Origin of the sequence: Daejeonella lutea, assembly GCF_900168015.1 — a bacterium.
GTDB lineage: Bacteria > Bacteroidota > Bacteroidia > Sphingobacteriales > Sphingobacteriaceae > Daejeonella > Daejeonella lutea.
Window position 1 is genome coordinate 145,591 of record NZ_FUYR01000005.1, and the last position, 20,952, is coordinate 166,542.

19 protein-coding genes and 1 tRNA gene are annotated in these 20,952 nt (G+C 41.4%); 13 read left to right on the forward strand and 7 right to left on the reverse strand.

Annotation, left to right across the window (positions count from 1 at the left end; genetic code table 11):
* The first annotated feature begins 8 nt into the window (after positions 1 to 8).
* From B5X60_RS16645 to B5X60_RS16670, 6 genes are read left to right on the forward strand one after another with little or no spacing between them, the layout of a single operon-like run.
* The gene (locus B5X60_RS16645; RefSeq protein ID WP_079703861.1) at positions 9 to 1,145 is read left to right on the forward strand and encodes an ATP-binding response regulator; all 1,137 of its coding nucleotides are present in this window, start codon (positions 9 to 11) and stop codon (positions 1,143 to 1,145) included.
* A gap of 8 nt (positions 1,146 to 1,153) precedes the next feature.
* A complete protein-coding gene (locus B5X60_RS16650; RefSeq protein ID WP_079703862.1) occupies positions 1,154 to 4,720 on the forward strand; it encodes a response regulator in 3,567 nt (1,188 codons plus the stop codon).
* A 26-nt stretch (positions 4,721 to 4,746) separates the two neighbouring features.
* Positions 4,747 to 5,121, forward strand: a complete 375-nt coding sequence (locus B5X60_RS16655; RefSeq protein ID WP_079703863.1) for a response regulator — start codon at positions 4,747 to 4,749, stop codon at positions 5,119 to 5,121.
* Complete coding sequence (locus B5X60_RS16660) at positions 5,121 to 5,945, forward strand: CheR family methyltransferase (RefSeq protein WP_407641471.1); 825 nt, start codon at positions 5,121 to 5,123, stop codon at positions 5,943 to 5,945. The genes B5X60_RS16655 and B5X60_RS16660 overlap by 1 nt, the downstream gene beginning before the upstream one ends.
* Positions 5,930 to 6,532, forward strand: coding sequence for a chemotaxis protein CheB (locus tag B5X60_RS16665; protein ID WP_079703865.1), 603 nt, complete (start codon positions 5,930 to 5,932; stop codon positions 6,530 to 6,532). Before B5X60_RS16660 ends, B5X60_RS16665 begins: the two co-directional genes overlap by 16 nt.
* A gap of 37 nt (positions 6,533 to 6,569) precedes the next feature.
* Complete coding sequence (locus B5X60_RS16670) at positions 6,570 to 6,779, forward strand: hypothetical protein (protein WP_079703866.1); 210 nt, start codon at positions 6,570 to 6,572, stop codon at positions 6,777 to 6,779.
* Between the two features lie 60 nt (positions 6,780 to 6,839).
* On the opposite strand, the gene B5X60_RS16675 is transcribed toward B5X60_RS16670, so the two are convergent.
* The 7 genes from B5X60_RS16675 to B5X60_RS16705 all read right to left on the reverse strand — a co-directional run bounded on the left by B5X60_RS16675 (position 6,840) and on the right by B5X60_RS16705 (position 11,906).
* Entirely contained in the window at positions 6,840 to 7,907 is a 1,068-nt protein-coding gene (locus tag B5X60_RS16675; RefSeq protein WP_079703867.1) for a DNA topoisomerase IB, read from the reverse strand.
* Positions 7,908 to 8,027: 120 nt separating this feature from the next.
* Positions 8,028 to 9,023, reverse strand: a complete 996-nt coding sequence (obgE, locus tag B5X60_RS16680) for a GTPase ObgE (protein ID WP_079703868.1) — start codon at positions 9,021 to 9,023, stop codon at positions 8,028 to 8,030.
* A gap of 76 nt (positions 9,024 to 9,099) precedes the next feature.
* A complete protein-coding gene (locus B5X60_RS16685; protein ID WP_079703869.1) occupies positions 9,100 to 9,672 on the reverse strand; it encodes an adenylate kinase in 573 nt (190 codons plus the stop codon).
* Between the two features lie 119 nt (positions 9,673 to 9,791).
* Positions 9,792 to 9,865, reverse strand: a tRNA-Arg gene (locus tag B5X60_RS16690).
* Between the two features lie 102 nt (positions 9,866 to 9,967).
* Entirely contained in the window at positions 9,968 to 10,432 is a 465-nt protein-coding gene (locus B5X60_RS16695; RefSeq protein WP_079703870.1) for a redoxin domain-containing protein, read from the reverse strand.
* A 72-nt stretch (positions 10,433 to 10,504) separates the two neighbouring features.
* On the reverse strand, positions 10,505 to 11,416 hold the full coding sequence (locus tag B5X60_RS16700) for an SDR family oxidoreductase (RefSeq protein ID WP_079703871.1): 912 nt from the start codon (positions 11,414 to 11,416) through the stop codon (positions 10,505 to 10,507).
* Between the two features lie 238 nt (positions 11,417 to 11,654).
* Complete coding sequence (locus B5X60_RS16705; protein ID WP_079703872.1) at positions 11,655 to 11,906, reverse strand: hypothetical protein; 252 nt, start codon at positions 11,904 to 11,906, stop codon at positions 11,655 to 11,657.
* A 279-nt stretch (positions 11,907 to 12,185) separates the two neighbouring features.
* On the opposite strand from B5X60_RS16705, the gene atpD reads away from it, so the two are divergent.
* The 7 genes from atpD (at position 12,186) to B5X60_RS16740 (ending at position 20,921) form a co-directional block, all read left to right on the forward strand.
* Positions 12,186 to 13,691 (forward strand): F0F1 ATP synthase subunit beta, encoded by a 1,506-nt coding sequence (atpD, locus tag B5X60_RS16710; protein ID WP_079703873.1) that lies wholly within the window; start codon positions 12,186 to 12,188, stop codon positions 13,689 to 13,691.
* 68 nt (positions 13,692 to 13,759) lie between these two features.
* Complete coding sequence (gene atpC / locus B5X60_RS16715) at positions 13,760 to 14,008, forward strand: ATP synthase F1 subunit epsilon (RefSeq protein WP_079703874.1); 249 nt, start codon at positions 13,760 to 13,762, stop codon at positions 14,006 to 14,008.
* Between the two features lie 576 nt (positions 14,009 to 14,584).
* A complete protein-coding gene (gene ilvD, locus B5X60_RS16720; RefSeq protein ID WP_079703875.1) occupies positions 14,585 to 16,264 on the forward strand; it encodes a dihydroxy-acid dehydratase in 1,680 nt (559 codons plus the stop codon).
* Between the two features lie 57 nt (positions 16,265 to 16,321).
* Positions 16,322 to 18,058, forward strand: a complete 1,737-nt coding sequence (gene ilvB / locus B5X60_RS16725) for a biosynthetic-type acetolactate synthase large subunit (RefSeq protein WP_079703876.1) — start codon at positions 16,322 to 16,324, stop codon at positions 18,056 to 18,058.
* 20 nt (positions 18,059 to 18,078) lie between these two features.
* On the forward strand, positions 18,079 to 18,699 hold the full coding sequence (ilvN, locus tag B5X60_RS16730) for an acetolactate synthase small subunit (RefSeq protein WP_079703877.1): 621 nt from the start codon (positions 18,079 to 18,081) through the stop codon (positions 18,697 to 18,699).
* A gap of 56 nt (positions 18,700 to 18,755) precedes the next feature.
* Positions 18,756 to 19,811 (forward strand): ketol-acid reductoisomerase, encoded by a 1,056-nt coding sequence (gene ilvC, locus B5X60_RS16735; protein ID WP_079703878.1) that lies wholly within the window; start codon positions 18,756 to 18,758, stop codon positions 19,809 to 19,811.
* A gap of 108 nt (positions 19,812 to 19,919) precedes the next feature.
* Entirely contained in the window at positions 19,920 to 20,921 is a 1,002-nt protein-coding gene (locus tag B5X60_RS16740; RefSeq protein ID WP_079703879.1) for an aconitase family protein, read from the forward strand.
* Positions 20,922 to 20,952 lie beyond the last annotated feature (31 nt).

Below are 20,952 nucleotides of genomic sequence, written 5' to 3' on the forward strand. Positions count from 1 at the left end.
ATACAAAAATGATTTTAATTGTTGATGATACCCCAGAGAACTTATTTTCTCTGAAGAAAATACTTGAGTTACATGGCTTTTCAGTTGACACCGCCTTATCCGGCGAAGAGGCGCTGAAAAAAATATTAAAGAATTCATATTTCCTGATCATTCTTGATGTGCAGATGCCAGGAATGGATGGTTTCGAGGTCGCTGAAACAATCTCCGGTTACAGTAAAACAAAAGATATCCCTATTATTTTTCTTTCCGCCGTAAATACTGACAAGAAATTTATCACAAAAGGATATGCGTCTGGCGGACTTGATTATGTGACAAAGCCCTTTGATCCGGACATATTGCTCCTAAAAGTGAAGACCTTTTACCGGCTTTATCAGCAAAATCAGGAACTTACTAAGATTCAGTCGGCTCTCCTGACCGAAATTGAATCCAGGAAGGAGGCTGAAAACAAAAAGGATGAATTCATTAGTATCGCCAGCCACGAGCTCAAAACACCCCTGACAAGTATTATTGGTTATGTTCAGCTCCTTCAACGCTCCCTGAAGAAATACGAAGACAAAGCAGTTGACAATTATTTAGGAAGGACGAACTTACAATTAGGAAAACTGGAAAATCTCATTGGCGACTTACTGGATATCTCGAAAATCGAAAATGGTAAAATCGAATTCAATAAAATAGAATTTGATTTCAATGCAATGCTGCAAAGTGCGATCGATACCGTTCAGCAAACACAGGACTGTATCATCATTCAGAAAAAAACCGTCGAGGCACAAGTTTTTGGCGATGAAATGCGGATTGAGCAGGTAATAATTAATTATCTAACAAATGCGATAAAATATTCGCCGGATTGCAAAGAGGTTCATGTCGAAACTTCCATCAACGGGAATAAAGAAATACAATTCAAAGTGCGGGATTTCGGAATTGGAATCCCCAAAGAGATGCAGTCACAGCTATTTGAAAAATTCTACAGGGTAGAAGGGTCTGCTACACGCTTTCAGGGTCTGGGAATCGGCCTGTATATCTGCTCAGAAATCATAAAACGCCATGATGGAACTTGTGGAGTTGTCAGCTCACCTGGAAAAGGATCTGAATTCTGGTTCAGAATTCCACTAAACTCATCCAATATGTCAAGTTCAGAGAAAATTTAAATAACTCTATGAGATCTACATTTAAAAGAAACATTCAGATTGGCTTTGGCTTATCACTTCTGGTTTTAATTCTTAGTTCCGCAGCGTCATTTATCAGTATCAGGGCTCTTCTCAACAGCTCTAAACTGGTAAATCATACAAATCAGGTAATTCAGGGACTTGATGAAATTATGGCGATAATGCGTGACGCAGAAACCGCCCAGCGGGGTTATTTGCTTTCGGGCGACGAAAATTTCCTGGAGCGTTATAACGGCGTTACCGAAAATGCAATGGCTGCATGGACAAAGGTTAAAATTCTGGTCGCTGACAACCCGGTTCAGCAAAAAAACTGCGATCACCTTAAACAGCTGCTAACAAGACGAATTTTCTTTATGAAACGACTTGTAGAAATGAGGAGAGCCGATGATCCTATTAACATAACATTTCTTGAAGAGGGTAAAAACATGATGGATGAGTTGCGCATACACTCCGCCGCAATGAAAACCACCGAAGAAAACCTCCTTGCAGAACGGACAGCCGCAATGAACAGATTTGCATCATACACTCCTGTTCTCATAATCATTGCAGCTATACTATCCCTGCTTATTACCATCTTCTTTTACTTAAAGGTCAGTAACGATTTCGCCGAGAAAACTAAGCTTCAGAAGGATCTGGAAGCAAAAGACTTGGAAATCCGCAACAGAATTGCAATAATTCAGGATATCGCTGATAAAATATCCGGCGGAGACTACAAAATTCGGGTTAACGACACCGAAAAGGATGATCTGGGCAGCCTTTCATTCGCATTGAATAAAATGGCAGAGTCACTCGATGCATCGTTTACTCAACTCCGTCATAAAGAGTGGCTTCAGGGGGGTATTGCGCGACTAAATGAAATAATGGTCGGAGAAAAGAATATAGACCAGCTAACAAATGACACGATTCAATTTATTGCAGAATTTACCAATAGCCAGGTGGCTGCATTTTACATGCTGGAAGACGAAAAGCTGAAACTAGCCGGAAGTTTTGCAATTGACAATCAAGCGAAAAGGCAATACGTAAATCTTGGGGAGGGTGTGGTTGGACAATGTGCACAAACCGGCAGACCAGTAGTAATTAACAATATCCCTGCAGAAAATATTATTATCAGTTTTGCATTTGGAGACGTGAAGCCTGCCAGCATTGCTGCAATTCCAGTTTATCATGATTATCGAATGGTAGGCGTTATCGAGCTTGGGGCATTGAACGAAATTTCAGAAAGCATTCTTGAATTTATGTCATCAGTGGTGAATAACATTGGAATTGCGCTCTATACTTCTCAGATAAGAAAAATGCAGCAGGAACTTCTTGAGGAGACACAAGCCCAGGCCGAAGAATTGCAAACTCAACACAGTGAGTTGGAAAACCTTAATACGGAACTCGAGACTCAAACCCAAAAGATCCAGGCATCAGAAGAAGAATTGAGAGTTCAGCAGGAAGAATTGCTTCAAAGTAATCAGGAGCTTGAAGAACGCAGCAGGCTTCTCGAAGAAAAAAATCAAATCATTGTTGAACGGAACCTTGATATCCAACAAAAAGCAGAGCAACTGGAGCTAAGCACTAAATACAAGTCCGAATTCCTGGCGAACATGTCGCATGAACTTCGCACACCGCTAAATTCTATTCTGCTACTATCAAGACTTATGTCTGAAAACAAAGATCTCGATAAAGAACAAGTTGAATATGCTCAGGTCATTCAAAGCGCCGGACAAGGCCTGCTAAGTCTCATTGATGAGATTCTCGATCTTTCAAAGATTGAATCCGGAAAGATGGATCTTGAATTACGTTCTGTGACTTTAAAGGAGATCACCAATGACTTAAGATCATTATTCGATCCACTTGCCCGGGAAAAAGGCATTGATCTACAATTAATCATAGAACCCTCAGCTCCGGAGCTGATTGTCACGGATAAGTTAAGACTCGAACAAATTTTAAAAAATCTGCTATCCAATGCCTTGAAGTTCACGTCAAAAGGGTCGATAAAATTAAATATTTCACAGCCGGACAATTCAAACTTGATACAGTTTAGTGTTAAAGATACCGGCATTGGGATTCCGAAAGAAAAACAGCAGCAGGTGTTTGAAGCATTCCAACAGGCCGATGGGTCTACGCGCCGAAAATTCGGCGGAACCGGCTTAGGTTTGTCGATCAGCCGCGAACTTTCAAAGTTACTGGGCGGCGAGATACGGCTGTTCAGCAAACCTGGTGAAGGCAGTGATTTTACCGTCTACATTCCCTCGACAAAGAATAACATTAGTATTAAATTACCAGCACCAGTACTTGTTACTGAAGACGAACCTAAGATTAAAGTTCCCGAGCGCTTTAGAGCTGAGGTAATTCCTAATGAAATTGAAGATGATAGAAATAATTTGAAAGATGATGACAAGATCATTCTGATTGTAGAGGATGACACGGTTTTCGCCAAAGCTCTCCTCGACTATACCAGGAAACAGAATTACAAGGGTGTTGTTGCTGTCCGCGGTGATCAGGGACTGGAAATGGCCGCGTTGTATAAGCCAATAGCAATTCTCCTTGACATTCAGCTCCCCGTAAAAGACGGCTGGGAAGTAATGGAAGAATTAAAGTCTAACCCGTCTACCCGCCATATCCCGGTGCACATCATGTCTTCTATGGAGGTTAAAAAAGAAAGTCTGATGAAGGGGGCAGTTGATTTTATCAATAAACCAATTGCCCTTGATGACATGAATCAAATCTTCAAAAAACTTGAAGAAGCTTTGAGCCGGCATCCAAAGAAAGTGATGATCATTGAAGAAAATCCCAAACATGCCAAGGCCTTGGGTTATTTCCTCAGCAACTTCAACATCAATTCCGAGATCAGCGGAACGGTAAGTGAGGGTATAAATTTGCTCAACAAGAACGAAGTAGACTGTGTGATTCTTGACATGGGTATTCCAGATCAAAATGCTTATGAAACCCTTGAGCTAGTCAAATCTAGCCCGGGCTTGGAAAATCTCCCTATTATCATTTTCACTGGGAAAAACCTTTCAAAGGGCGAAGAGAATAAAATCAAGCAGTATGCAGATTCTATTGTGGTCAAAACTGCGCACTCCTACCAACGAATTTTAGATGAGGTTGGATTATTCCTTCACGTTGTCGAGGATAATAAAAAAGCCAAAAACCCAACACGAACAAAGACGCTGGGAGGTATGGATGAAGTGCTTAAGGGAAAAACCGTCCTAATTGCTGATGATGATGTCCGAAATATCTTTTCATTAACAAAGGCGCTTGAAAAACACAACATGCAAGTAGTTTCCGCCATTGACGGAAAGGAAGCATTAAAAATATTGGATGAGAATCCGCTGGTCGATATCGTACTAATGGACATGATGATGCCAGAGATGGACGGGTATGAGTCCACTACCCGAATCAGGCGAAATCCTAAGTACAAACAACTGCCCATACTGGCTGTTACTGCAAAAGCAATGATGGGCGACCGGGAGAAATGTATAAAAGCTGGAGCCTCGGATTATATATCGAAACCGGTTGATATCGACCAGCTTATTTCACTCCTCAGAGTTTGGCTGTATGACAAATAACATTAAAAGATAATACTGTAGAAGGAATGGCTTCAAAGAAGAAAGTTCTAATTATAGACGACGACAGCCGGAATATTTTTGCTTTATCCGCCGTATTAAAAGCACGGGGTTTTCAGTGTGTATCAGCTTCGGGAGCAATCGAAGGCATAGGCTTGTTAACCAGCGACCCCGAGATTGGTATAGTCCTGATGGATATGATGATGCCAGAAATGGATGGGTATGAAGCCATAGACCAGATCAGGAGTAATCAGGAAATTGCAGGCATTCCTATTATCGCGGTTACCGCTCAGGCAATGGTAGGTGATAGAGAAAAAACACTTGCGGCAGGAGCGGATAATTATGCATCGAAACCAATTGATGTCGATTACCTCACCGCCATTTTGAACGAACATTTAAATTAATTTGGGTGCAGGAAAGTGCGATAAGAGACGAAGAAATTGAGATCCTTTTGAACGATCTTCTGGAATTATACGGCTATGATTTTACCAACTATTCCAAAGCCTCGATAAAACGCAGGATAAACAGGCTCTATAGTTTGGATAAATTTCCAAGTTTCGCCGAATTTAGATATCATTTAAGAAATGATGCTCCTTACAGTAAACGTTTTGTAGAACAAATCACAGTAAACGTAACCGAAATGTTCCGTGATCCGGGATTCTATAAGGCATTACGTGAACAAGTTTTCCCTCACCTCGGCACCTACCCGTTCATAAGGATTTGGCTTGCAGGCTGTTCTACCGGCGAAGAGGCCTATTCGGTTGCCATTGTGCTTAAGGAATTAAATTTGTTTGACAAGTCATTGCTGTATGCCACCGACATTAATCCCGAGGTGTTAGAGAAAGCCGAAAAAGGTATGTTTCCACTAAGCCAGATGAAACAGTACTCCGAAAATTATATCCTATCCGGCGGCAAACACGAGTTCTCAAGTTATTATTCGGCAAACTACAATCTTGCAAAATTCGATGAAAGCCTGAGATCGAAAATGATATTTTCAACTCACAACCTGGTTTCCGATCATTCCTTCAACCAATTTCAACTGATTTTATGCAGAAACGTACTAATCTATTTTGACAAAGATCTCCAGGCAAAGGTTTTCAATTTGTTCGACCAAAGCCTTGAAAATTTAGGATTCCTTGCTCTTGGAACCAAGGAAACATTACGTTTCTCTTCCATAGCTTCAAATTTCAGGCAACTAAATTCCGAAAAGATATGGCGGAAAGTATAAATAAATCCCGTATTGACTTGTTAGTTATTGGTGGTTCTGCTGGAAGCCTTGAGGTAATCTTAAAAGCATTTCCTCAATTGACAACTGACCTTCCATTTGCAATTATTCTTGTTCTTCACCGGAAACAAAATACCGATACAACTCTTATCGACCTGCTTTCTGCAAAAACGAAAATAACTGTGATAGAGGCAAATGAAAAAGAACTCATAAAAGCTGGTTGTATTTATGTCGCTCCTGCAGATTATCATTTGTTGATTGAAAATGATCACACACTTTCACTCGACTATTCCGAAAAAGTCAATTTCTCCCGGCCATGCATCGATATAACCTTTCAGACTGCGGCTGAAACTTATAAAGATAGGTTAGCATGCCTGCTCATGTCAGGTGCCAGTGCCGACGGAGTTGAAGGGCTTGAACTAGTGAAAACACTCCAGGGCATAACTGCTGTACAAGACCCAAAAACTGCGGAGGTATCCTACATGCCTCAAAAGGCACTCGACAAAATGGAGGTCGATTACATTGTCGAAACTGATAAGGTATTTGACTTTATAAACATGCTTGCAAAATCAAGTGAACTGACAGCTTGAAGGCGAAACATTGTTTCCTGTTAGTTGTTGATAAAACATGAATAACGAAAGCGAAAAACCGGAAAATTTCCTTCCGCAGGATTCCAAAAGGAAAAATGTAAAAAATCCAAAAGACGACAATGAGGCTGTCGTGAAAGCGAAGGACAAAATTTACACAAAAGATGAAGCGGAGTTCGATAATCCTTCCAAAAGGCGCGAGACCGACGAACAACCGGTAAATTCAGTAAAAATACCGGCAAAGGACTAAAAACGAATATCTATGCCTTTTATGGCATTACGCTATTTAGGAAGATTTCCTGTTCCGCCATTATTTAGTTCTGGAAACCGACTTCTTCTTCTTTTCAGCTTTTAAGAAACTTAACAAGATTTTCTCATCGTGGTTGAGTCCATTCTCACCGGCAATCTTTGATGATCTTGACAATTTTTTCAGGTAAGGTAAAAGACTGCCATTTTCGTACTCATCAAGTAAGGCTGGGAAAACGTAAGATTTTTTACATATCGCTCTGGTGTTACCGAGTTTCGCCGCAACCTGATCAATCGCTGTAACAATGATTTTTTTCTTCAGGGTTGCATTTTCCGGATAATCAAATTCTGCAAGATGTTTCATTGTGTGCATGGTTCCGGCCCATGTACGAAAGTCTTTAGCTGTAAAGTCGCAGCAACTGATTTCCTTGATATAATTATTCACTTTCCCCGAATCGATAGACTTTCTGTCTCCATCAGCAGTGTAATACTGAAAGAGTTCCTGACCCGGAATGTCGCGGCACTTTTTAACCAACCTCGCGAGGCTTCTGTCAGAAATATCAATATCATGCAGAACACCTTTTTTGCCTTTAAAACTCAGTCTCAACGAATTCCCATTGATTTTAACATGTTTATCTCTGAGCGTTGTGAGTCCATAAGACCCATATAATTGCTTGTAAGATTCATTCCCGATTCGAATCAAAGTTTTTTGCATCATATTCACCGATATGGCAAGTACTTTACGTTCGTCAAGCTCTTTTCTTCTGAGGTCTTTGGCTATATTTTTCCGGAATTCTGGGAGTTTGTTCCCGAATTCAAGCAGACGAAAGTATTTTGTTTCATTCCGGTGCCGTGCCCAATCGTGATGGTACTTGTATTGCTTTCGACCAGCCGCATCAATACCAGTTGCCTGAAGGTGGGCATTTTTTTTTTCAGCGATCCAAACTTCCGTCCACGCCGGAGGAATAACCAACTTCTTTATTCGATCAAGAATCTTTTCATCTGTTACTTTATTGCCTTTTTTATCAAAGTAGACGAATTCATTTCCGTATTTCTTTCTGCTTATTCCGGCACTTGAATCGCTCGCATATATCAAGCCGGTCTCTTCCAGGGTTTCTTGCTCTGATGTCATGATGTTAAAAGGGAAAAAAGAGAAAATTGTTTAGAACGCACGCATTTTGTAGGATTTTGTCATCATGACGACAAATACCTTGTCGACTCAATAAAAAATTATTGGTCTAGATGGTAAAGTTTAGCTATTGATGACCTTCCAGAGAAGGTCTTTCAGCTCAAGCAATCCCTTTTGGGCTACAGATGAGATGAAAAGAACTGGCAGATCAGGGAGATCAGCCTTCATCTCAGAAATTAGCTCGTCGTCAAGCATATCTGATTTACTTATTGCCAGCACTCTAGGCTTTTGCATAAGTTCCGGGTTATATTGCTCCAGTTCGTTGAGCAGAATAGAATACTCTTCTTTGATGGTGCGGCTTGTATCAGATGGCACAAGGAATAAAAGAACTGAATTACGCTCGATGTGTCTTAAGAAGCGAATGCCTAGGCCCTTGCCTTTGGACGCACCTTCGATGATTCCTGGTATATCAGCCATCACAAATGACTTACTATTCCGATAGGAAACTATTCCAAGATTTGGAACAAGCGTGGTAAATGCATAATCAGCTATTTCAGGCTTTGCTGCTGACACCACGGAAAGCAATGTCGATTTACCAGCATTTGGAAATCCAACAAGTCCAACATCAGCAAGGATTTTTAATTCGAGAACCATCCATTCCTCCTTACCGGGCTCACCCGGCTGAGAATACCTCGGAGTTTGTTTAGTAGAAGTTTTGAAATGCCAGTTTCCTAATCCCCCGCGACCCCCGGAAGTTAATATCTTCGTCTCTCCATCTTTGGTGATCTCAAATAATACTTCCCCTGTTTCAGCGTTTCTGGCAATAGTTCCAAGAGGTACTTCCAGTATTTCATCTTCTCCTGTTCTGCCGGATCGTTGCCCACTGGAACCAGGCAAACCATTTTCGGCAATAATATGCTTTCTGTATTTAAGGTGAAGAAGTGTCCAGAGCTGGCTGTTTCCTTTTAAGATGATATGACCTCCACGCCCTCCATCCCCGCCATCAGGTCCCCCTTTTGACGTTAAAATATCTCGGTGCAAATGGGATGACCCCGCTCCGCCATGACCTGATCGGCAGCAGATCTTTACGTAATCAACAAAATTTGAACTCTGAGACATTGTTTATTTATTTAACAGAGAGCAAAATGCATGCTAATTAAAGAAGAAAGGATGCAATTTAGGGTACCCTGGTTTATTAAAAGGTATCTACAACCTTGCAGATAGATCCGAATATTTCATCGACGGTACCAATACCATTAATGCTCGTAAATTTATCCTGATCTTTATAGTAGTTGGCTACAGGTGCTGTTTTAGAATTATATTCAACAATACGTTTGCGTATCACTTCAGGATTAGCATCATCCGGGCGCCCAGAATCCTTACCCCGGTTTAAAAGGCGCTTCTCCAGTTCCTCGTTGTCAACTACCAGAGCAACCATCCCGGAAATTGCAGCAGACTTGCTTTTTAAAAGTTCATCCAAGGCTTCCGCCTGCGCAACAGTCCTAGGAAAACCATCAAAGATAAACCCTGTGGCATCCTTATTAGAATCAAGCTTATTACTGATCATTCCGATAACAACCTGATCGGGAACCAGGATACCCTGATCCATCAATTTCTTTGCTTCCAGACCTAATTCAGTGCCTTGTGTAATTTCACTTCTTAAGATATCGCCCGTTGATAAATGAACCAGATTGTATTTTTGAATTAACTTCTCGGATTGAGTTCCTTTACCAGCGCCCGGAGGGCCAAACAATACTAAGTTCAGCATTCGAATGATCTAAATTTCATTCCTTCTGGTATCACCAGTACGGAATGGGTGACAAGAATAGGTTTATTTTAAATTTTAAAAGCCTTTCCGTGTGATGGTCGAAAAGGCTTTTTACTATGTGCACCTGAAGGGAGTCGAACCCCTAACCTCCTGATCCGTAGTCAGGTGCTCTATCCAATTAAGCTACAGGTGCCTTTTTTAACGGACTGCAAAAATATGCTTTCTTTTCAAACTACCATAAGTTTTTTGAAAATAGTAGTGATTTTTCTCTCACTCGCTCAGCAACATTGATTCTCTATTGATTTATAGCATCGCGAATCGCGTTAAAATCCGGCAAGTCGCCTGCTGATTCCAACACCTCAGCATATTGAACTGTATGGTTTTCGTCTAAAACGAACGCAGCCCTCTTGGCTACTCCCTTTAAATGAAATACAAATTCATCATAATAGGCTCCATAAGCCTGCGACACTTCCTTATTAAAATCAGAAAGCAGAGGGAATTGATAATTATTTTCTTCTTTGAACTTTGCGAGTGTAAACGGCGAATCAACAGAGATCGCGACGACCTCTGCACCAAGATCGTTGTAGTAGCCGAAAGTGTCGCGCATGGTACAAAGTTGTGTGGTGCAAACTCCTGTAAATGCCATGGGAAAGAAATGTATAACGACCTTCTTGCCTTTGTAATCCTCTAATGAAGTTTCCTTCAAATCGGAACTAAATAATTTAAACACGGGAGCCTGTTGCCCTGTAGATAATGTCATAATGATGCTTATTTTCTGTAAATATTAAAATTCATGAAATGTTTTACTACTACATCTGTCACAGCTTACTGATCAGGTGGTGTTTCGTCTAAACTGTTCGTCCAAAATCCGAATTCCCTCTTCGAAGGATTTGGGTTGATAGCCCAGTTCATGAATAGCCTTATCTAAAATAAATCCTGTTTTCTTCGGTCTCTTTGCCGCCTGATTTAGGCTTTCGGCCGAAATGGGATTGATCAATGATTTATCCAGTTCGTAAAAATCAGCTACCCGCTCCACAATTTCGAGGATACTCATCAAATCTTTGCCTGAGGTATTGTAAACACCTTGAGCTTCCTTTTTAACCGCAAGGATACAGGCCAGCGCAAGATCTTCGGCCAAAGTCGGCATCCTCCACTGATCGTTTACAACGTTGATCGGGAGCCCTTTCTCCAGCGCCCCTTTGGCCCAAAGCACTATATTGCTTCTGCTCATGTCGCTGACAATGCCATAAACAATGATGGTACGTAGGATTGTCCACCGCCCCTTGGAAAGCTTCAACAATTCCTCGGCCTGAAGTTTTGTTTCTCCATAATAACTCAGTGGGTTCGGCTCCGCATCCTCAGCGTAAGGACCGTCTTCTCCATCGAAAATAAAATCAGTGGAAATATGGATCAAATGGACATCATTTTTCTCACAAACTGAACTCATGGTAGCCACGGCATCCACATTAAGTGATTTGCAAATACTTCGCTCGGCTTCACATGTATCGACATTAGTCATTGCCGCGGTATTAATCACCGCATCAGGTCTGTATTTTTCGATTAGTTCGCTTAGGCGCCCACCATCACGAATGTCAAACTCTTCATAAATATATCCAGACTTGACAGGATGCCGGTTCTCTCCTACTGCCGTGGCAATGAGTTCAATCTCTTCGTCAAGCAAGCTAATATCAGTTAGTTTCTGACCTAATAAGCCATTACTACCGGTCACTAAAATTCTTTTCATTAATAACTTACTTAAATGAACTTCCAGCGAAATGAAGACGCTGAATTCAATTACTCAAAGAAACCGAAATTTATTTAAATCGATAATTAAATTCTATGGCGCAGATAGAGGAAAAGATTTACCAATGAATATGGATAAATAAAAGAAAGAGCTCCCTCTTTAAGGAAACTCTTCCGGTATTATAAAGGTTAATAATAGTAAGCAAGGACCTGTCCGATGCTTAAACGGCTTTTTGGGATTATGCTCTGCTATTATTATTACGAGTGATCGCAATGATAATAACGATAAATAAAGCTACTCCTACTACCCAAACCCATGGTTGTCCATACCACACTGCGTCGCCGCCGGTATTGACGTCTACTTCTACTTTTTCCGGAACCGACTGAGCAAAGGATTTAACAGATGCTAAGAAAATACTTAATGTTGCTACAAGTGATAAAATAGCTTTCTGAAATATAGAAAGTGATTTAAGTTGATTGTTTGTTTTCATGACGTTTTGATTTAGTTTTTCGTTTGATATTACTTACTACAATCAATTTAAGTTTTGGTTTTACTGGGTGTTAACACCCACAATTAATCTGGCGAAATTCAACTCTTTTGTATCTCCGGATCAATCCCTAAACCTTTTAAAAAAAACTAAGCAAAATATTGTATAAAAATTCTCAATTAAGTATTTGATTTACGGTGATAAAGAGTATTTTTGCAGACCAAAAAACACCCTTCAAAAAGGGCGTAAATTGTTGATTTAATAAAGTTTTACAAAAATTATATGCCAAACTCTGGAAAAATAGCACAGATCATCGGACCTGTAGTCGACGTTAGCTTCACTGACAATGCACACTTACCTAAAATTTACGATGCTCTTGAAATCGTAAAGGATAACGGTCAAAAGATCGTTCTTGAAGTTCAGCAACACCTTGGTGAAGATCGCGTGAGAGCGGTTGCGATGGATTCAACCGATGGTTTAGTTCGTGGAATGAGCGTAACTGACACAGGCGCTGCTATTAAAATGCCGGTTGGCGATAAAATCAAAGGACGTTTGTTTAACGTCGTTGGCCAGGCTATCGATGGTATCGATGATATCGATAACAAAGATGGTTACCCTATTCACAATACACCGCCAAAATTTGATGAGCTTTCAACTGAAACAGAAGTTCTGTTTACAGGTATTAAAGTTATTGACTTGTTAGAGCCTTATGCAAAAGGTGGAAAGATCGGTTTATTTGGTGGAGCGGGTGTTGGAAAAACAGTTCTTATCATGGAACTTGTAAATAACATCGCTAAAGCTTACTCAGGGTTATCTGTATTTGCTGGTGTTGGAGAGCGTACGCGTGAAGGAAATGACCTTTTGCGTGAGTTTATCGAATCTGGTGTTATTAACTATGGAGATGCGTTTAAGCACTCTATGGAAGAAGGCGGATGGGATTTGGCATCTGTTGATAAAGAAGCATTAAAAGACTCGAAAGCTACTTTGGTATTCGGACAAATGAATGAGCCTCCTGGTGCACGTGCACGTGTGGCTTTGTCTGGACTAACAGTAGCTGAATATTTCCGTGATGGTGATGGAGAAGGACAAGGAAAGGACATCCTTTTCTTCGTAGATAACATTTTCCGTTTCACTCAGGCAGGTTCTGAAGTATCTGCTCTTCTTGGACGGATGCCATCAGCGGTAGGTTACCAGCCAACTCTTGCAACTGAGATGGGATTGATGCAGGAGCGTATCACCTCGACTAAGCGTGGTTCAATTACATCAGTTCAGGCGGTGTATGTTCCTGCGGATGATTTGACTGACCCCGCACCGGCTACAACCTTTGCCCACCTTGATGCTACTACTGTACTTTCACGTAAAATTGCTGAGCTTGGTATCTACCCGGCTGTGGATCCTCTAGATTCAACATCACGAATTCTGAATGCTGCAACTCTAGGTGATGAGCACTACGGCACAGCACAACGGGTTAAAGAAATTTTACAGCGTTATAAAGAACTTCAGGACATCATTGCCATCTTAGGTATGGATGAGCTTTCTGAAGAAGATAAGTTAGTAGTCGGACGTGCACGTCGTGTTCAGCGTTTTCTTTCTCAGCCATTCTTTGTTGCTGAACAGTTCACTGGGCTGAAAGGTGTACTGGTTGACATTAAAGATACTATTAAAGGTTTCAACATGATTATGGATGGTGAAGTTGATGAATATCCTGAGGCAGCTTTTAACCTTGTTGGAACAATTGAAGATGCTATCGAGAAAGGTAAAAAGTTATTAGCAGAAGCGAACGCATAAGAAGGCTTTAGATATTAGGCATTAGGTCAATCTTAATGCCTAAAACCTAACGCCTAAAACCTACAAAAATGAAACTAGAAATTTTAACTCCCGATAAAAAGGTATTTGAAGGCGAAGTAAGATCCGTAACTGTACCTGGTACGATGGGATCTTTCGAAGTACTTAAAGACCACGCTCCTATCGTTTCGACACTGGAAGATGGAAAGGTGATCATTCGAACCGGCAGTACAGAAGAAACCATACTAATAAAAGGTGGCGTAATCGAAGTAATTAATAATAATATTATGGTACTTGCTGAGGGAGCTCAGACTACCTGATTTAAACAACAAATAAAAAGCCCCTTAGGTCTATGATCTAAGGGGCTTTTTATTGTCTATTAAGTGCCATATTTTTCACAGTAACCCAATTTTCAGGCAGAATTCACGCAACATGCTATGCAAGCATAGTTTTTTGAACTGAGAACCGAAAACGGTTTTAGTCTAGTGATCGAAATAATAATCAATAATTGTCTAATTATGCGGAATATTATTCCGCATAATTTGTTTTTGCAGTATCTTATTCTTAATTAAAAAAAATATTTTAACTCTTGCTATAAATAAATGAAGGGGTTAAATTGAGATATTAATAAAAACACGATAAGATGACCGTTTTTAGAATGAATAGTTTAATAGAAAATTGCTTTAAACCAAAGGTGGTAAATAACCTATTCGTCCTTAATATTTTGTTTACAGTCATTCTCATTCCCTCTTAATAGGCGAAAGTTTTAACACACTTAAAATCCGACGCCTTCTTCTAACAGAAAAGGCTTTTTTTTTAAGTAAAGAATATAAAAAACGTACGAAAAAGTACAGCAGGCAAAATGCCACCGGGAACAAAATAGAATTAAAGACTAAATGGAACTAAATAAATACAGCAAGACCGTAACTCAAGATCCGACACAACCGGCCTCGCAGGCTATGCTGCACGGAATTGGGTTGACGAAAGCAGATCTGGCAAAGGCTCAGGTTGGTATTGTGAGTATGGGCTACGATGGAAATACCTGCAATATGCATCTAAACGATCTTGCTCAGGTTGTCAAAAAAGGTGTATGGAGTAATGACCTTGTGGGCCTGACGTTCCATACAATAGGTATCAGCGACGGAATTACAAACGGCACTGAGGGAATGCGCTTCTCCTTAGTTTCAAGAGATCTGATTGCAGATTCTATAGAAACTGTATGTGGAGGTCATTATTATGATAGTTTGATTGCCTTACCCGGATGCGACAAAAATATGCCTGGAGCAATAATGGCTATGGGAAGGCTGAACCGACCGGCTATTATGGTTTACGGAGGGAGTATTCATTCTGGAAATTATAAAGGGCAGTCCCTTAATATAGTTTCAGCGTTCGAAGCTTTAGGTCAGAAGATTGCCGGCAACCTGAACGAGGAAGATTTCCAAGGTATTATCGAACATGCTTGTCCCGGCGCCGGCGCCTGCGGGGGAATGTACACTGCTAACACCATGGCCTCAGCGATCGAAGCATTGGGAATGAGCCTCCCGTACAGTTCATCATACCCTGCATTAAGCCAGGAGAAGAAAGACGAATGTTTAGAAGCGGGTAAATATATCCGCATTCTGCTTGAAAAAGATATAAAACCAAAAGATATCATGACAGAAAAAGCATTTCATAATGCTATTGTAACTGTTATGGTCTTGGGGGGTTCAACAAATGCAGTGCTTCACCTTATTGCAATGGCAAAGTCTGTTGGTATTAAGCTTGAACTTGCAAACTTCCAGAAAGTGAGTGATGAAACTTCCGTTATCGCTGACTTAAAGCCGAGCGGTAAATATATGATGGAGGATGTCCACAACATCGGCGGAATGCCAGCAGTATTAAAATACTTGCTGAGCAAAGGCCTGGTACATGGAGATTGTCTTACAGTAACCGGCAAAACTCTTGCAGAAAATGTGGCTGATGCCGTTGACCTGAACTTCGAAACCCAGGATGTTATTCTGCCCTACGAAAACCCCGTTAAAAAAACTGGCCACTTACAAATGCTTTATGGTAATCTGGCACCTCAGGGGTCTGTAGCAAAGATTAGCGGCAAAGAAGGAGAAAAGTTCACGGGGCCTGCAAGGGTTTTCGACGGAGAATTTGAGCTGATCGCAGGTATTAATAGCGGAAAAGTGAAAGCAGGAGATGTTGTTGTAATTCGATATGTCGGTCCAAAAGGGGGGCCGGGAATGTCGGAGATGCTAAAACCCACTTCAGCGATCTTTGGTGCAGGCCTGGGCTCGTCAGTAGCCCTCATAACAGATGGACGTTTTTCTGGCGGAACTCACGGTTTTGTCGTCGGTCATATTACACCTGAAGCATTTGAAGGCGGAAATATCGGTCTCGTGAAAGACAATGACATTATTGAACTGGACGCAGTAAAAAATTCGATAAACCTGATGATCTCAGATGATGAAATGGCCAGCAGAAGAGCGCTATGGAAACAACCAGAGCCTCCTGTCAAGAATGGTGTATTATTCAAATATTTCAGACAAGTAAAAAACGCAAGCGAGGGCTGCGTTACAGACGAAGCATAAAAAAGAACCTGTCGTGGAAACGTACAAACGGTTCAGACAAAACTTAAAGATATTATTATGGAAATAGCGCAACAGGAATTAGCCAAATCAGCCGAAACTAAAACAGTTGAAGTTTCAGGTTCTGTAGCTTTACTGGAAGCATTGATAACCGAGGGTACCGAAGTTATATTCGGTTATCCGGGTGGAGCAATCATGCCAATCTATGATGCTTTATATGACTATAAAGAGAAACTCAACCACATACTAGTCAGACATGAACAGGGTGGCATCCACGCCGGCCAGGGATTTGCGCGCACTTCGGGAAAAGTAGGTGTTGTTTTCGCAACCAGCGGGCCTGGAGCTACTAATCTTGTGACTGGCCTGGCTGATGCAATGATCGACAGCACGCCTTTGGTTTGTATTACAGGTCAGGTGTTTGCTCATCTTCTGGGTACGGATGCGTTTCAGGAAACAGATGTTATCAATATAACTACACCCGTAACGAAGTGGAATTATCAGGTAACTGATGCTACTGAAATCCCGGAGGTAATCAGCAAAGCTTTTTACATCGCGAGAAGTGGAAGGCCCGGACCGGTCTTGATCGATATTACAAAAAACGCGCAAATCCAGAAATTCGATTTCGCGGGATATACACCTTGTAATCATATTCGTAGCTACCGTCCGAAGCCGATCGTCCGTAAAGAATATATTCAAAAGGCCGCCGACCTGATAAACTCTGCAAAGAAGCCTTTTGTTCTTTGGGGACAGGGTGTAATTCTTGGTGAAGCGGAAAAGGAATTCAAGGCTTTCGTTGAAAAAAGCGGGATACCTTCGGCATGGACTATTCTGGGTGCAGGCGCAATACCAACTGATCATCCTTTGAATGTAGGAATGCTTGGGATGCATGGCAACTACGGTCCGAACGTTCTTACCAACGAGTGTGATGTGCTTATCGCGATCGGAATGAGATTCGACGACCGAGTTACCGGCCGCCTTGATAAATATGCAAAACAGGCTAAAGTAGTTCACCTGGACATCGATCCATCAGAGATAGATAAAAACGTACAGACAACGGTACCCGTTTGGGGAGATTGTAAGGAAACGTTGCCTGCACTTACTGAGCTTATTGAGGGAAAATCATATCCCGAATGGCTTGCTAAATTTAAGGACTACGCAAGCAAAGAAGTTGAAGCTGTTATCAATGCCGAGATTCATCCTGGATCGGGAGAGCTTACAATGGGAGAAGTAATTCACCAGTTGAATCAGCTTACAAACGGCGATGCAGTTATTGTAACGGATGTTGGTCAGCACCAAATGGTGGCCTGCCGGTATGCAAAGTTAAATCAGACCCGCAGCAATGTAACCAGCGGAGGTCTTGGCACCATGGGCTTTGCTTTACCAGCTGCCATTGGTGCTAAGTTCGGTGCACCTGAACGAACAGTCGTTGCTGTAATTGGAGACGGGGGTTTTCAAATGACCCTACAGGAACTCGGAACGATAATGCAAAGCGGAATTGATGTAAAGATTCTGATCCTAAACAATCGCTTCTTAGGTATGGTCCGTCAATGGCAGGAGCTATTTAATGAGCACCGCTATTCATTCGTTGATATTGCCAGCCCAGATTTTGTTGCTCTTGCTGCAGCCTATGGGATCGCTGGTAAAACAGTTTCAGAGCGTGAAAACCTGAACGATTCGCTTAAAGCAATGATCGATCACAAAGGATCATTCCTGCTGGAAGTAATGGTAACTAAAGAAAATAATGTATTCCCAATGGTACCACAAGGATGCAGTGTGGCAGAGATCAGGCTTAAATAAGCTGAATAAAAGAGACTAATATGAGCACTCAGAAAAATACAGAAATATATCCGGCTAAACAGGAATTTAACATTACGGTTTACACGGAAAATCAAATCGGCCTTCTCAACCGGATCGCGATCATTTTCACCCGAAGGAAAATAAATATAGATAGTTTAAACACTTCCCCGTCAGAGATTGAAAGTATTCATCGCTTCAACATCGTGGTAAACGAAACGGAGGACGTGGTTAGAAAGTTATCCCGTCAGATAGAAAAGCAGGTGGAAGTACTCAAGGTATACTTCAACACCAATGAGGATGTCATCTGGCAGGAACTAGCCTTATATAAAGTGCCTACTGATATCATTGCGGAAAAAGCAAGCGTGGAACGCTTACTTCGCGAAAATGGCGCCCGTGCGGTGGTGATCCGTAAAGATTACACGGTATTCGAGACTACAGGTCACCGTGAAGAAACCGATGCACTGATAAAAATTCTCCAGCCATTTGGTTTAATTGAATTTGTAAGAAGTGCACGTGTGGCTATCATCAAAGACAGCGATGGATTCAATAGAAAATTACGCGAATTCGAAAGATTAGAGCCCGGAGAAGAGGTCTCAGAAAATGAGTATCTGAACAACGGTCAGAAGATCTTCACTATGTAGAAGACAATAACAAGAAATCATAAACAAGCAACACAACAAAAGTAAAAACAAACAATATGGCAACAATCAATTTCGGTGGAGTTAATGAAGAAGTAGTAACCCGCGAAGAATTCCCTTTAGACAAAGCACGTGAAGTCTTAAAAGATGAAACCGTAGCAATTATTGGTTACGGTGTTCAGGGGCCGGGACAGGCATTAAATCTGCGCGACAATGGTATCAACGTTATCATCGGCCAGCGTAAGGATTCAAAAACCTGGGACAAAGCTATTGCTGATGGATGGGTTCCCGGTGAAACACTTTTCGAAATCGAAGAGGCTGCTGAAAAAGGCACTATCATTCAATATCTTTTATCGGATGCTGGTCAGATAGCGCTTTGGCCTACCATCAAAAAATACTTAACTCCGGGAAAAGCCCTTTATTTTTCTCACGGATTTGGTATTACTTACAAAGACCAAACGGGTATTGTTCCTCCTGCAGATGTAGATGTAATTCTTGTTGCTCCTAAGGGTTCAGGAACTTCACTTCGTCGTTTGTTCCTTGCCGGAAAAGGCTTGAACTCTTCGTTTGCAATCCACCAGGATGCAACAGGAAAAGGAAGAACCCGCGCGATTGCATTAGGTATTGGCGTTGGATCCGGATACTTGTTTGAGACAGATTTCCGAAAGGAAGTATTCTCTGACCTTACAGGCGAACGTGGTACTCTGATGGGCGCTATTGCTGGAATCTTCGAAGCGCAGTATAACACCCTTCGGAATAACGGTCACTCCCCTTCTGAAGCATTTAATGAAACAGTAGAAGAGCTTACACAAAGCTTGATGCCGCTGGTAGCAGAAAACGGAATGGATTGGATGTACGCAAATTGTTCAACTACTGCACAACGTGGTGCTTTGGATTGGAAAGGAAAATTCCGTGATGCAACTCAGCCAGTATTCGACGAGCTATACAAAAGTGTTGCTTCAGGAAAAGAAGCTGAGCGCACAATCAAATTAAACAGCGAACCGGATTACCGTGTGAAACTCGAGGCTGAACTTAAAACAGTTCGCGATAGTGAAATATGGCAGGCTGGTCAGGCGGTAAGAAGCTTGAGACCGGAGAATCAACCGGAGAAGTAATAAGTTTTAGCTGCCTGCGCACAGGCAGGAATCCTAAGTTGTAAGTTATAAGTTTCTAGACGCCGTCCGGACACTTAAAACTTACAACTTATAACCTCCAACTCAAAAATGGCACTTACACTGTTCGATAAAATTTGGAATGAGCATATAGTAAGCAGGAGTTCTGGCTTCCCTGATACGTTATTTATTGATACACATTTCATCAATAAATTAACCAGCCCGCGAGCTTTTGATTCCCTTCGCAAGCGCAATATGCCGGTTTTCCGTCCGAAGCAAACAGTGCCCATAAGTGAGCCGGAATACACTGCGCATATTCCACTGAGCGATTTGGAACGATTCCATTTAGATTTACTTAACAGAAATTGCAGCGACTTTGGAATTGAAGCATCAGGGCAGCAGCGAAATTTTGATGGTAGCCTGATAGGTTTTCCGGGACAAACTATCGTTTGTGATCCTGACAACACAGATAACCTTGGGGCTTTAGGAGTTATTGCACTTGGTGTCCATGAAGGCCAGGTAGAGCAAGTTCTCGCAACACAGTGTCTGTTGAAGCAAAAGCCGAAAAGAATGAAGATTGAGGTAAATGGTAAGCTGGAAAAAGGCCTTGGATCAAAAGATATCAACCATTATTTAATTGCTGAAATTTCTTCTGATGGTGCTAGTGGTTATTTTATTGAGTTTAGTGGTGATACCATCTTAAACCTTGATATGGACGGGCGTATGGCAATCTGCAATATGAGCCGGGAAATTGGTGCTATTGGGGGCATTATGGCCCCGGACGCATTAACATTTGATTATTTGAGGGACTTAGGTTTGATTTCCGCAAACGTTTTGGAACAGTACCCTGAAGGCTGGAAATACTTATTTTCCGACGAAGCTTCAGTATTTGATGAAGTCCTCGAATTTGATGCTGAAGATATTAGGCCAGGCAATTATGGCATCGGCCTCTCAAAACTAATGAACAATAAAGCCCAGGAGAGTGTAAGTCAATCGTCATTTGACGACAAGGGCTTAATCGAAGGACATAATGATACAGACTACATCTTGAGCCAGCAGGATATGATCGAAGAATTTGAAAGAGTAAAGACTAATAAGAACTTAATGGTTTAATCCATTACAATAGGGTTCAGTGAACACCTGA

Excerpts from the sequence above, each read along its gene's own strand:
- B5X60_RS16685 (WP_079703869.1), bottom strand. The coding sequence starts at position 9,672 with ATGCTGAACTTAGTATTGTTTGGCCCTCCGGGCGCTGGTAAAGGAACT.
- B5X60_RS16650 (WP_079703862.1), top strand. The coding sequence starts at position 1,154 with ATGAGATCTACATTTAAAAGAAACATTCAGATTGGCTTTGGCTTATCA.
- B5X60_RS16655 (WP_079703863.1), top strand. The coding sequence starts at position 4,747 with ATGGCTTCAAAGAAGAAAGTTCTAATTATAGACGACGACAGCCGGAAT.
- B5X60_RS16645 (WP_079703861.1), top strand. The coding sequence starts at position 9 with ATGATTTTAATTGTTGATGATACCCCAGAGAACTTATTTTCTCTGAAG.
- B5X60_RS16675 (WP_079703867.1), bottom strand. The coding sequence starts at position 7,907 with ATGACATCAGAGCAAGAAACCCTGGAAGAGACCGGCTTGATATATGCG.
- atpD (WP_079703873.1), top strand. The coding sequence starts at position 12,186 with ATGCCAAACTCTGGAAAAATAGCACAGATCATCGGACCTGTAGTCGAC.
- ilvD (WP_079703875.1), top strand. The coding sequence starts at position 14,585 with ATGGAACTAAATAAATACAGCAAGACCGTAACTCAAGATCCGACACAA.
- B5X60_RS16695 (WP_079703870.1), bottom strand. The coding sequence starts at position 10,432 with ATGACATTATCTACAGGGCAACAGGCTCCCGTGTTTAAATTATTTAGT.
- obgE (WP_079703868.1), bottom strand. The coding sequence starts at position 9,023 with ATGTCTCAGAGTTCAAATTTTGTTGATTACGTAAAGATCTGCTGCCGA.
- B5X60_RS16670 (WP_079703866.1), top strand. The coding sequence starts at position 6,570 with ATGAATAACGAAAGCGAAAAACCGGAAAATTTCCTTCCGCAGGATTCC.
- B5X60_RS16665 (WP_079703865.1), top strand. The coding sequence starts at position 5,930 with ATGGCGGAAAGTATAAATAAATCCCGTATTGACTTGTTAGTTATTGGT.
- B5X60_RS16700 (WP_079703871.1), bottom strand. The coding sequence starts at position 11,416 with ATGAAAAGAATTTTAGTGACCGGTAGTAATGGCTTATTAGGTCAGAAA.
- ilvC (WP_079703878.1), top strand. The coding sequence starts at position 18,756 with ATGGCAACAATCAATTTCGGTGGAGTTAATGAAGAAGTAGTAACCCGC.
- B5X60_RS16740 (WP_079703879.1), top strand. The coding sequence starts at position 19,920 with ATGGCACTTACACTGTTCGATAAAATTTGGAATGAGCATATAGTAAGC.
- ilvN (WP_079703877.1), top strand. The coding sequence starts at position 18,079 with ATGAGCACTCAGAAAAATACAGAAATATATCCGGCTAAACAGGAATTT.
- atpC (WP_079703874.1), top strand. The coding sequence starts at position 13,760 with ATGAAACTAGAAATTTTAACTCCCGATAAAAAGGTATTTGAAGGCGAA.
- B5X60_RS16705 (WP_079703872.1), bottom strand. The coding sequence starts at position 11,906 with ATGAAAACAAACAATCAACTTAAATCACTTTCTATATTTCAGAAAGCT.
- ilvB (WP_079703876.1), top strand. The coding sequence starts at position 16,322 with ATGGAAATAGCGCAACAGGAATTAGCCAAATCAGCCGAAACTAAAACA.